We start from the raw sequence: 12,659 nt of genomic DNA on the forward strand, positions 1-12,659 counted from the left end.
AAAGGGGATGTCGATTATGCTAAAAGAACATTACAATGTTATCGAAGCCCACGGAAATACAAACTGTTTCTCCGAACAGAATTTCAACAGACTTCTAGTTACAATGAAAGAGCGCATAGTTCCAGAGGGTTCACATCTATTCTGGGAAGGCGACTACTCGGATAAATTGTTTTATATCAAACGTGGACGTGTGAAATTAACTAAATCTACTGATGAAGGTAAAGAACTCATTCTTTATATGTATCAAGCTGGCGATATGGTAGGTCAAGCAGATCCATTCTTCAGCACTAAGCATAGCTTTACAGCCGAAGTGATTGAAGAAAGTGAAGTTGGCGTCATCGAACAAAAGGATCTAGAAATTCTCATCTGCCAACATTGTGACTTTGCTATCGACTTTATGAAATGGATGGGTATTCATCACCGTCTCACCCAAACTAAATTCCGTGATCTAATGATGTACGGCAAACCTGGTGCACTATGCTCCACGCTCATTCGTCTTGGCAATACCTATGGTGAGAAGAGCAGCGATGGTGAGAATATCCTTATCAACAAAAAAATTACGCATACAGATTTGTCCAACATGATCGGTGCCACTCGTGAAAGTGTTAACCGGATGCTGAGCGACCTACGTAAAAAAGATGCTGTTGAGTATGAGAACGGTATGATTGTCATCAAGGACCTTGGCATGCTGCAAGAAATTTGCCACTGCGAACTGTGTCCGAACGAAATCTGCCGGATCTAATTCCGTTATAATATACCCTCTATTCACCTCAATGAAACATACATGACCCAATTATTCTGCATAATATAAAATAGAGTGGTCCAAGGCGCCTAATGCAGGTGTCTTTTTTTTATATTCAACAAAAAAAGAGCTAAACCCAAGATCGGTTCAGCTCTAATATAGTTAATTAAAAATGGATTTAACGGTTATTGCGAGTACCACGCACTGGTGAGATCAGCCAATAGGCCATGCCGACAAATACGCCCCCACCAATGATATTCCCCAAAGTTACAGGGATCATATTATGCAGCCATCCAGCTATCGTAATGGTTTCTGGATGATTTGGAAGCAACACAGCAACACTAAGCAGAGTCATATTAGCCACACTATGCTCATATCCGCTTGCGATAAAGGCGAACAGACACCACCAGATTAAAATTAGCTTAGCAGATTCACTTTTAGCGCGTGAAGACATCCATAGCGCTAAACAGACCAGCCAGTTACATAGGATTCCACGAAAAAACAGCTCAGAGAACGGGAGACTCATTTTTTTAGCAGCGGCTGTAAAAATCAAATGCTCCGGCGGCGCAGCACTGAACAACCCAGTCCCACGAATTAAAAGTGCTAAAATCACCGCACCTACCACATTTCCGATGAATACAAGAATCCAGTTCTTAACCGTATCCCAGATACTGGTTCTGCCTGCCAGTGTACTTACAGTAAAAAACATATTATTTCCGGTAAACAGCTCGGAGCCTGCAAATACTACAAGCGTCAAGGCGATGCCGAAGGATGTGCCCATAATAAGCGGTTGGAAAGGTGATTTAGCAGCTGCTAGCGGTGCTCCTAGAGAGAAAATAAGGATAATCCCAATGCCTACATAAGCACCTGCCAACAGGGCTGCTAGAAAATATCTTGGCAAGCTTTCATTCATTTTGTCCCGCTTACTGACTGCCGTCTCTACGATGCTCTCCACACTTTGCGTAAACATAATACTCCACCCCACCGTTTTCTATTAAATCTATTACTACACTCTTCGGTGTCTACACGCTCACTGTAACTTTCTCTCCGTCCAGTGTGACTGGATAAGTCACCACACTACCTTGGTCTGGTGCCTGCACCTCACCCGTGCGTAGATCGATTTTCCAATCGTACAGTGGATCGTACAGATAGTGACCTGACACGATCCCTTCCGCAAGCGGGCCACCCTTAGGATGAGGACTACGATTCTCTACTGCATAGATGGCTCCGTCAGAGGCACGAAATACAGCCAGTTCAACATCTCCAGCAATCACTACACGGCCAATCTGCAGCAGGAAATCCTGTACTGAGCCTATTGCATACGTTTGTGTGGTCTTATTCATTGGTCTCTCCCCTTCTGTGTGCGTTATATCCGCTAGACTCTTGTTTCTTCAAAAAGTGCAGTACGAGTGCCGCTATCATTGAGCATTTTTTTCCAAGGATCCGTCACCTGAGTCAGAGCAAAGTCAATCCGTGCAGCCAGCTCTTTGCGGTTATCTTCATTATTCAAAATGACCATTTGAATCTGCTCAAGTCCCATACGCTCAACCCACTCGGAGGTTCTCTCCAAATAATTGCCGGTCTCACGGTAATATTGCATCACAGCGGAGCACACTTCGATCAACTCTTCATCGGTCTTAATTTTGCAGAAGGAGTCAGCGATCCGTGGCTTGATCCCACCGTTGCCACCGATAAATACTTCCCAACCGCCGTCATTACCGACGATGCCAATATCCTTCGTGCAGGATTCCGCACAGTTACGTGGGCAGCCGTTGACAGCTATTTTAAACTTGGCAGGAAAATCAAGACGTTCATACTTACGTTCTATGAGCGCGCCCATTCCCAGCGAATCCTGTGTGCCAAAACGGCAGAACTGTGAACCCACACAAGTCTTAACCGTACGTAGCGATTTGGCATAACCATAACCTGATGGCATATCGAGCTCTTCCCATACCTTCGGCAGATCCTCTTTTTTCACCCCGATTAGATCCAGGCGTTGCCCACCAGTCACCTTCACAACTTTTACATCATATTTAAGGGAGACATCAGCGATTTTCTTCAAATCCTCTGGTGTCGTTACCCCGCCGTACATGCGTGGAATAACGGTATAGGTTCCGTCTTTCTGAATATTGGCTCCCATACGTTCATTAACAAAACGTGATTCCTTCTCATCTTGATGTGTATCCGGATTTAGCATCCCCAGATAATAGTTAATCGCCGGACGGCATTTAGAGCAGCCTTCCTCTTGTTTCCAACCCAGTACATGCATAACCTCTTTAGTAGTACTAAGACCTTTAGCTGTAATCTCAGCAACAATCTCATCCCGGCTAAGCGTTGTACAGCTACAGATACCTTGCTTGGCAGACTGCTCAAAACTATCACCCAGGACAAATTGTAAAATTTGTTCTACAACCGGTTTACAACCTCCGCAAGAACGCGTCGCTCCTGTACATGCTTTGATCTCGTCCACAGTAGTAAAACCATTTTCTATGACCGCATCCACAATCGCTTTTTTCGTAACCCCATTACAGCCACAAACGATTTCTTCGTCCGCCATAGCTTCTACAGATGTGCTCTTTTTGGCTCCGCTTCCGCAGCAGCCCGTACCCATGACCTCTGTATAAATCTCATCAGTCATTACAGCACCTTGTTTTACTAACTTTTGCAGGTTAGCCGATTCCGTCACATCCCCGAACAGGACTGCACCAACAATGACATTGTCTTTGAGCAGAATTTTCTTATAGGTTCGCTTCCATTCATCTTTGCTTGAGATTACAGTGTGCTCAGGGGAATCCATAAACTCACCTGCAGAAAATACATCCACACCGGAAATTTTTAATTTGGTGGAGACAATAGAACCTTCATATGGATTTGTATCGCTTCCGCAGAGATGTTTAGCTAGAACCATACCCTGCTCGAAGAGCGGCGCTACTAATCCGTAACAAACTCCGCGATGTTCGGCACATTCGCCAATGGAATATACATTCTGCATAGAGGTCTGCAAATAATCGTCCACTACAATCCCACGATTAACAGCAATTCCGCTTTCTTTTGCCACAGTTATATTCGGTTTGATGCCTACAGCCATAACTACAAAATCAGCTGCAAGTGTAGTGCCATCACTAAATTGTAAACCACTTACTCTCTGTTCCCCTGTCAATTCTACTGTTTGTTTGCCCATGGCAAATTTCACGCCTTGACGCTCTAGCTCAGCTTGCAACATAGAGGAGGCATTACGATCAAGCTGGCGCTCCATTAGATCTTCCATCAGATGCACTACAGTAACGTCCATGCCAAGGTTCACAAGACCCTTTGCCGCTTCCAATCCAAGTAAGCCCCCGCCGATTACCGCCGCTTTGTTGTATTGTTTAGCCGCAGCTAGCATCGCATCACAATCTGCAATATCCCGGAAACCCACTACGCCTTCCTTATCACAACCAGGTACAGGTAAAATAAATGAATTCGAACCCGTTGCAATAATCACTTTATCGTAAGAAACAGCCATACCGTTATCCGCAATTACTTGCTTGGAATGCTCGTCAATTCGCGTAACTGTTGTTCCTGTATGCAAGGTAATGTTGTTATCTTCATACCAGTTCCAGTCGTTTAGGATGATATCGTTGATGGTTTTGCTGCCTTCGAGAACATAGGACAACATGATCCGATTATAATTGGGGTGAGGTTCGCTTCCAAAGACCGTAATGTCATAAGCTCCACCTAGCTTCAATATTTGCTCTAGCGTACCTATGCCTGCCATACCGTTGCCGACTAATATTAATTTTTCTCTCTTCGCTGCCATAGTTAGGTGCCTCCTCAGTCTTATCCGTTCTTGTTGAACTTTGCTTCAACTTCTCTTCTACATAATGAAATTATACATTTCAAAATTTAAGAGAGATTGTGATTACAGTCACATTAAATGTGAATGTTTTCACATAAAAATAAGACAACTTTGTTAGGTTCTAAATTCTAATAAAAAAAGCCAGATCACAGGTTCTGAATAACCGTAGATCTGGCATTTATGTACTTTTTTTAACGTATAGCCAATAAAATCTCCAATTCATCCTGCACTCTAAGCTTCATGTCCATTCCATTCTCAAGCAGCTGCTTCCCATTCACCTTCATCTTCCAAACTTCATTGCTAAGAGGAGTATAATCACCAATGGATAACACCTTTTTGTTGTCTTCGGTCAACTGCACCACACTGCTGTTCTTCAACAAACCTCTCACTGTTAAATCTTCAGTAAATCCCATAACATATGAATGATTCAAATTCACTTGCTCACTTCCGCCATTCACGGTCAACAACACAATTTGAAGGGGTTCCTCTTGTTCCTTAGACATCGCCGTAATTACTAATTTTGATTCATGCCCGACGGTTCGACCCCAATCCTCAGATCCAATGGTCTCCCCATCCATTTGCAGCTCCCAATTCATTCCTGGACTGAGTGAAATATTATTTACCGTTAGAATGCTTGTGTTATCCTCAGAAAAGGTGGCCTTCCCACTACCTTTCAGTAGGTCAAAGATCGTTATCCCTTTTCTGTAGCTCTCGCTAAGCTGCTTGTCCAAAGGGTTGGTCAGCAAGTCATTTCCCGCAACGATAAGCGAAAGCGTAGGCCCGTCTGATCCTGCTAAGCCATTATTCCCTTCATTATTAACGTCAGCAAGAGTCGAACATCCACCTATTATGAATACGATGACTAATCCTAGTAACAACCTCCACATATATTTCGTGGGCATAGTGACACCGCCTTGTCCCGCCTAATGACCACACAGCGTCTCAGGCTTGTAGTAAGTTATGCATACTGTCTATTTAAGAATAACGTAAATAAGCTTTGTTCTCAAATATAAAAAAAGTCCCCTAAGGGACTCTTTGAAAACTCATTTTTTCTACTGGAATCTAGGGAACAATATATTATTCTCCAGATGAACATGTTCAAAAGTCATGCTCTCCAGCTCCTCTAGCCGGGCATAAGTCAAACGATAGGTTGTACAAGCATGAGCCGGTGGGGTGAAATCATCTGTTATTTTGCGTATTTGTCTCAATATATCGCCTGCTGTGTCATGTTCACTCTCAAGTTCAAATAATGCCTCGCGAAGTGTGGTCAGCCCTTCTTCACTTGGATTGGCATCATACGCTAATAATTTCGGAAACTCATCTTCCTCTTCTTTAGCTGTATGCTGAAGCAGATCTTCCTTGAGTGCATTAAACAAACTATATAACTCTTCTAAATGAGGTGAATCTCCGCCATGAACTCGGTATACCTTAGTTACATTTTGGCTAATCAGGGGCAGCTCTTCCCGCAGGTAATGGTGATGTTTACTCACAATATGGTCGATTAACTCTGCAGAAGGTGCTGTGTTCCATGCGAGTTCTTCTTGTGGTACCGGATATTCCTCGAACAGCTTGTTGAGATCACTAATGATCATCTCTTGATCTAGTCGACGCTCTACAGCTGCTTCAGCAAGAGGTTTGGCGCCTCCACAGCAGAAATCAATCCGTTTAGACTTGAAATAATCCGCAGCTTTTGGGAATTGCAGCACAATATCTTTTACCAGGGCATCTGGAGTAAATCCAGGTTGCACCGATTGCTTATGCTGTAAATCCGAAATTCTATCATTAGGTTGTTTAGTTTCCATAATAGTTCCTCCTCGGGATATGTGATCAGGTTCTGAAAAAATCTTTTCTACCTGTTCACCTTAACCCTGAAAGGAGTTTTGACTTGTGATTGTACTCACGAAAATTGTATCTCTTTGTTGAACGAAAAAGGTCAATCATGGAGATAAATCCCCACAATCGACCTGTCTTTTGTTTACCACACGGGCATCAGTAATGTTATTTGTCTTACATTTATCTATTCGGTCACACCAAATCTGTATCTTTTATTGAACATAAGCCTGCATATACGTTCGCTTACCCTTTGCGTCCTTTAAATAAGGTCCTAAACCAGCAAAGCGGGAGTGATCCATATAAACACCGGTCATCCATCTGCCTTCTGTCAGGCCACCATTCCATTTGAGGACAAGGTCAGGGGCGGATATCCATTCCTGATAAATCTGTATATTCTGATCTTTGTACTCTTTACAAGGCTTAGACTGCTCCAGTAGACGTAGATCGTTAAGATAAGTTGGCACGAAATAAGAGGATATCGTATGCAAATCATCTTCATCAAAAAAGGGCTCATCCCCTAAAAAGGGTTTGAATAATACGGTATTCTCGTACATGGACCAAATTAAGGCTTGTAGCACCATGCTCTGGCGAATGCCATTATGAAACTTATATTGTCGTTGATTACCTGCCATATTCACTTCTTGAAGAGGTTCCGTCGACTCCAGGCAATGCCGTTCACAACCGATACATTTCCAGCCAGAAGGACTTTGAATCCATTTTTGAAAGATAGTTCCGCTATCATTGTTGCCTTTGTAGAGTGAAGAGATAATGCTGTAAGGCACACCAATCCACGCATCCCATAAGGAATCTGGAAGATGGCTATGCAGCATGAACAACGTCTTGTCATAGATGAGCTGTACTTTGATCGAAGCGTTCTCCAGCTCAGCAACATCCTTTTTTCCATACGTTATTTCCCGGGAAAACAGGGTGGTCTTCATCTCCCTCGCCTCCTAATAGTTTTGCTATGCCTGTACTCCAGCTGAGTAGATTTGAGCAAAAACCAATATTGCAAGCGTTTCCATTCAAGGAACATACAACGTTTTTTCTATTATATTACAGATTTTTTCGATCTGTGCAAGGTTTTTATTTAAAAATTGAAAAGCCCTCCTCCGTTCTTCAGGAAAAAGGGCCACAACACGACTTTGATTTCTACTCTACCCAGCTCTCAGCCCAAGACTGAATCTGCTGCATAACAGGCTCCAGCGCACGGCCTTTGTCTGTTAGTTCATATTCAATACGTACAGGTGTTTCCGGGTATACATGTCTAACCAGAATACCCTCACCTTCCAAATCCTTCATCCGCTCGGACAGCATCTTATCGCTCATTGAAGGAATGAGGCCGGAAATATCTTTAAACCGCTTCGGTCCACTCATCAATGTCTGAATAATAAGTCCATTCCAACGTTTGCCTAAGAAAGAGAAGGCTGTCTCAAATCTGGGACACATCGAAATTTGATGTTCTTCCATTGTTCTCACCTCTCACTAGCGAAACTTACTATTAGTTAGTATATATAATATTAACACATTTCATCCCTGATGAACATCGTTTACTAAAAAAAGTTCATCTGACATTATCATTATATCCTCGTTGTCAATCCCCTGTATGTGCTTTAGATTCCCTTTGAGCAATCGCTTCTGTCACGATTTGCGCCAAGTCATCATTTCCGAATAAGGAGAGTACGCCGAGAACTGTGTCATCGGAAATATCCCCTGCTTCCTCCGCAGAAACCGTTAGGGCAAGCGCTTTTCGCAAGGCTTCATTCCCTTCTTGCTGTGGATAAGCCTGCAAATATAAACTGTGCGGGTCGAGTCCTTGATTCACGCACCACTGGGCGAATACAAGGATCATCATCTCTTCCTCCCGCTTATAGCTTTCGATGATTTGTTCCTCCACTAATTTACGGTTGTCTTCCATATTTTACTCCTTTCTTAGAGACCTCATTCAGCAAGCTGAGCTGCCAATCTATGACTAGGCAGAACTGCTGAAGCAGCAATACTGCATAACTCTGGTGTATTTATATTGTTCAGGAAATGATCTACCACTCCACCGAAACCTCTTCTATCCAGCACCGTATCCCAGCTTCCAAAGCTCTGGGTCCGTGGCAAAGCATTTTTTTCATATAGGATGGCTTGCTCCAGATCTGCCACTTCCACCGAACGGCCATTACCGTGCAGCTCCAGCTTCTCCAAATCAACACCAGCCTCACGAACCATACTATACATCCCCACTGAGCCTTGCTCCCAACCCAGCATTCCAGATGCCTGGACAAGTCGCCCCTCTCCATTGGATTGAAGATTACTGCGAAGCAGCTCATACTGATCTCCACATAACCATAACAGCAGATCAAGCATATGAATCAAGTCGTCATGTACAGTCTCACGGCTGCTGCCTAATTGCAGCTTCGTGCGATGTTTAATCGCGTGGCAATGGCTAATGCCTCCAGCTTCCTCGAGCCAACTCTTGGCGGTGACATACATTGGGGCAAAACGCCGATTAAAGCCCACTCCTAGCAGCAGCCCTTTATTTTCTGCCAGCTCTGCCATCCTTCTGGATTCTTCCAGATCATAGGACAGCGGCTTATCTACATACACCGAAATCCCCTGTTCGAGACATTTTGTTACTATATCATAATGGGTCGTCGTTGGGCTATGCACAAATACTGCATCCAGATCCCAAGACAACAGCTCGTCCAAATTTGTCGTACCTTTAGGAAAGCGATAGGCATTAACAGCTTGCTCTACTGTTGTGGACGAGTGACTGAGAACCCCCACTACCTCAACTTGTCCATGCTGAGAGAGCAGTGGCAAATATACTTTGCGGGCGATATTGCCAATCCCGATGATGGCGACTCTTTTGCGTACAGAAACGATCACTGATCTAACTCCCCTCTTTATAATTCAAGAATTTATCTCTCTCTTTGTTCTCTATAAATGCTATTATACCTGCTTGGCGTTCGCCGACAATGATCTTCACTTCAATATTTACTTTTTATCCCGTATGATGAGATGAATGAGTGGAAGAAAGGGTATATTAGCTATGAGAAAATGGTTCTCGATTATTCTTTATGTTTCGGGCACAATCCTTGCGTTTATCTACAGATATGACATCCTTAGCTGGATGAAAGAGGATCATAATCTTTTCGGCTCTATAGGGATCGCAACTTTACTGGCTCTCTTTCCAGTTGTACCGTACAAAGCGGTCATCGGATTTTTTGGTTATGCATACGGAAGTTTGGCTGGTGCTTTAATTTGCTGGGTAGCTACAACCCTTGCTGCCGCATTCCTTTTCGGCGTAGTGAAGTTCTTATTTCAAGATCAAGCGAGAGCTTATCTGACTTCTATTCCCCTACTTGAAAAATTCACAAAAGGCATAGAACGGCGGCCCTTTGCTTCTATTGTCTTAGCACGTCTCTTGCCGATTATCCCGCAGACAGCAGTTAACATCTATGCCGGAGCAGCCGGGCTGCCCTTCTGGAGTTATCTAGCTGCCTCAGCTATTGGAAAAATCCCAGGCATCGCCTTGTATGCCTTCCTTGGGGATCAACTGTTCCAGAACCCTGGAAATGCGATTATAGCCATCGTTGTTTATGCCATTGTGCTTATTATAGCCGGACTAAGCTTTCGTTACAGTTCACAGGAAGTAAAAAAACACTAGGTAACAGAGAGCTTATTTGGCGGAAGCTGGCAGGCTGTGGTTATTTGCTTTATAATTAGATTGTGATCTATTTAATTGCATTACATGAATGGAGGGATATTAATGAGTGAACATCAGACTAACCATATAAATTCCAAGGCGGAAAAAGCAACCTTTGCAGGTGGATGCTTCTGGTGCATGGTCTCGCCGTTCGAGGAATTGCCAGGCATTATTAGTGTCGTCTCCGGCTATACTGGCGGGCATACAGTGAATCCTACCTATGAAGAGGTATGCTCCGAAACCACAGGACATGTTGAAGCGGTACAAATTACGTTCAACTCAGAAATTTTCCCTTATAGCAAGCTGCTTGAGTTATTCTGGCAGCAAATTGACCCAACCGATGCGGGTGGACAATTCCATGATCGCGGCACCTCTTACGGAACGGCTATCTTCACCCATTCTGAAGAGCAAAAGCAACAAGCAGAGGCTTCCAAGGCAGCTTTGCAAGAAAGCGGACGATTCGCTAGCCCGATTGTTACCCCGATCCTCCCGGCAGCAACCTTCTATCCTGCCGAAGAATATCATCAGGGCTACCATCGTAAGAACCCGGGCCACTACAAACGTTACCGTAAGGGTTCCGGCCGAGAGGATTTTATCGAAACCCACTGGACACATAAAGAAGATAAACTAAGCTTGAAAGAACGTCTGACGCCACTTCAATATGAAGTCACTCAGAATAGCGCTACAGAGTCACCTTTCCGAAATGATTTTTGGGATCACCACGGAGAAGGCATTTATGTAGATATCGTATCTGGTGAAGCATTATTCAGTTCGCAGGATAAATACGATTCCGGTTGTGGCTGGCCCAGCTTTACACGTCCAATCCGCGATTACGCCGTGAAGGAAAAGACGGACCTCAGCCATTTGATGGTTCGCACAGAAGTGCGCAGCAAAGTAGCAAATTCCCATCTAGGTCATGTCTTCGACGATGGTCCAGGGGAAAACGGCCTGCGCTACTGCATTAATTCAGCGGCACTGCGATTTATACCGAAAGAGGATCTGGAGAAAGAGGGCTATGGCGAGTATCGTGTACTCTTCCAGCCTGCCTAATCTTCGATAACGTGCGAAACTGTACTGTCTTATAGAAAAGCCTCCAATTCACGGTATACCATGAATTGGAGGCTTTTTAATTCATAGGAGCTTATTCTTTATTCTCGTCCTCGTTCGCTTTCTTATCCTTTATTGAGGTTGTCACCTTTGGCTCTGCTGGTGCAGGGAGTACCTCCTTGTTCAGCTCCCGATTTTCCTGCCGTATCCGCTGGGTCTGCTGCTCCCGTCGTACGCGGATATTTTTGCGGGCAAACCAAACGATGGCTAAAATAATGCCCGCACCGATTAGAATCGGCAATGCGCCTGCAAGAATTACAAAAATCCACTGAAACATAACAGATAGTGCGTTCAGGCTTCCTTTTAAAGCATCTGATGCGCGTTCCAGCAATGGACCTTGCTCTGCCTTTTCCTTCACAGCTAAGCTCTCATCCGTCTGGTACACTCTAAGCTCTACCGTTGAAAAGGATACGTTCTGATCTATATATCGCATTCTGCCTTTGATCTGCTCAATCGTTTCTTGAATCGAACCAAGCTCGTTTGCAAAGGCGACCAGATCACTTGATTTCGTTGCTTTTTTCATAAACTCAGTATATTGAGCTTCCATTAACTGCTTTGCCTTCAGACGCGACTCTAGATCAACATACTCCTCCGAGACATCCTGACCTTGAATGCTGCGCTGTAGCGATTCGTGTTTTACTTTTTCCAAATTATTCAGAAAAGGAGAGAATCCGGAGGCTGGCACCTTAAGGATAAACGTCCCCCCTTGCTCATATTGCGACATGTTCTCGTTAAACTCTATAATATATCCTTTAGCCATCGTTACCATGTTTCGAATTTCAGTCTGAGCTTTACCGTAGTCTTCTACTTCCATAGTCAGATTGGCATGATAGATAAGCTTCTTGTTCAATCCTTCCACGACATCACTGCCCGTGAATCCCGCGTTTGCTTGATCCGTGTTCTCTGATGTCAAACCTTTTTCAACTGGGGCTTCGTTGCCTCCCGCTGCTGTCTCAGCCTCTGCTGAGGTGTTCTTATCCGCTAATGTAGCTTTTGAAGATTGCTCAGTTGTTGCTGCAGCAGAATTACTCGTATTTCCGCCGTCACTAGCTAATTTGTCAGCTGCCGAATTGTTATCACCCGAGCCACAACCTGCCAATACCACCGCAAGAATTAATAAACATAAGTAATGCAGACCCCATTTGCGCATTCTCATTCCTCCAAAAATGTAGTGGTAATCCCTAGCATTGTAACGTTACGGAATGTCATGTTCTATACAGATCTCTTCCGTCTCTCATTTCTTTGACGCCCCAAAACTTGGAAGGTTGCACTGGAATATGGAATTTCGGTAAATTTCTTTTGGTTTTTCATGTTGAAATACACAAAAAGCCGCATTTCTGCGGCTCTTATTGGACATATTTTTTATGTGGGAGGGGTCCTGAAAGTTAAAGAACTCATTTGCTTACAAACTCATTATTTGGTACAATTACCACGTCTAACCTAGT

At 43.9% G+C, this 12,659-nt stretch carries 13 protein-coding genes; 3 read left to right on the top strand and 10 right to left on the bottom strand.

The annotated features are described in order from the left end of the window. Positions 1–16: 16 nt before the first annotated feature. Entirely contained in the window at positions 17–742 is a 726-nt protein-coding gene (locus NYE35_RS22610) for a Crp/Fnr family transcriptional regulator (RefSeq protein ID WP_036682945.1), read from the top strand. Between the two features lie 178 nt (positions 743–920). Here NYE35_RS22610 and NYE35_RS22615 read toward each other — a convergent pair whose 3' ends face one another. The 9 genes from NYE35_RS22615 to NYE35_RS22655 form a co-directional block, all read right to left on the bottom strand. Continuing rightward, the gene (locus NYE35_RS22615) at positions 921–1,712 is read right to left on the bottom strand and encodes a formate/nitrite transporter family protein (protein WP_036682946.1); all 792 of its coding nucleotides are present in this window, start codon (positions 1,710–1,712) and stop codon (positions 921–923) included. Positions 1,713–1,764: 52 nt separating this feature from the next. Next, complete coding sequence (gene nirD / locus NYE35_RS22620) at positions 1,765–2,085, bottom strand: nitrite reductase small subunit NirD (RefSeq protein ID WP_076104367.1); 321 nt, start codon at positions 2,083–2,085, stop codon at positions 1,765–1,767. A gap of 32 nt (positions 2,086–2,117) precedes the next feature. After that, entirely contained in the window at positions 2,118–4,541 is a 2,424-nt protein-coding gene (nirB, locus tag NYE35_RS22625; protein ID WP_341122074.1) for a nitrite reductase large subunit NirB, read from the bottom strand. A 230-nt stretch (positions 4,542–4,771) separates the two neighbouring features. Next, positions 4,772–5,482, bottom strand: coding sequence for a hypothetical protein (locus NYE35_RS22630; protein WP_036682955.1), 711 nt, complete (start codon positions 5,480–5,482; stop codon positions 4,772–4,774). A gap of 150 nt (positions 5,483–5,632) precedes the next feature. Continuing rightward, entirely contained in the window at positions 5,633–6,328 is a 696-nt protein-coding gene (gene ric, locus NYE35_RS22635; protein WP_341122493.1) for an iron-sulfur cluster repair di-iron protein, read from the bottom strand. Between the two features lie 297 nt (positions 6,329–6,625). Beyond that, a complete protein-coding gene (locus tag NYE35_RS22640; protein WP_076098623.1) occupies positions 6,626–7,351 on the bottom strand; it encodes a hypothetical protein in 726 nt (241 codons plus the stop codon). A gap of 211 nt (positions 7,352–7,562) precedes the next feature. Further along, on the bottom strand, positions 7,563–7,880 hold the full coding sequence (locus NYE35_RS22645) for a winged helix-turn-helix transcriptional regulator (RefSeq protein WP_036682958.1): 318 nt from the start codon (positions 7,878–7,880) through the stop codon (positions 7,563–7,565). A gap of 124 nt (positions 7,881–8,004) precedes the next feature. Then, a complete protein-coding gene (locus tag NYE35_RS22650) occupies positions 8,005–8,328 on the bottom strand; it encodes a hypothetical protein (RefSeq protein WP_036682960.1) in 324 nt (107 codons plus the stop codon). A 23-nt stretch (positions 8,329–8,351) separates the two neighbouring features. Next, a complete protein-coding gene (locus NYE35_RS22655) occupies positions 8,352–9,287 on the bottom strand; it encodes a Gfo/Idh/MocA family protein (RefSeq protein ID WP_341122075.1) in 936 nt (311 codons plus the stop codon). Between the two features lie 163 nt (positions 9,288–9,450). Here NYE35_RS22655 and NYE35_RS22660 point away from each other — a divergent pair, with 163 nt between their 5' ends. Continuing rightward, the gene (locus tag NYE35_RS22660) at positions 9,451–10,068 is read left to right on the top strand and encodes a TVP38/TMEM64 family protein (protein WP_036682965.1); all 618 of its coding nucleotides are present in this window, start codon (positions 9,451–9,453) and stop codon (positions 10,066–10,068) included. Positions 10,069–10,170: 102 nt separating this feature from the next. Next, entirely contained in the window at positions 10,171–11,157 is a 987-nt protein-coding gene (gene msrA, locus NYE35_RS22665; protein WP_341122076.1) for a peptide-methionine (S)-S-oxide reductase MsrA, read from the top strand. A 91-nt stretch (positions 11,158–11,248) separates the two neighbouring features. On the opposite strand, the gene NYE35_RS22670 is transcribed toward msrA, so the two are convergent. Next, positions 11,249–12,364 (bottom strand): DUF4349 domain-containing protein, encoded by a 1,116-nt coding sequence (locus tag NYE35_RS22670; RefSeq protein ID WP_051491265.1) that lies wholly within the window; start codon positions 12,362–12,364, stop codon positions 11,249–11,251. Positions 12,365–12,659 lie beyond the last annotated feature (295 nt).

The sequence above is a fragment of the Paenibacillus sp. FSL L8-0494 genome, assembly GCF_038003695.1.
GTDB lineage: Bacteria > Bacillota > Bacilli > Paenibacillales > Paenibacillaceae > Paenibacillus_AQ > Paenibacillus_AQ odorifer.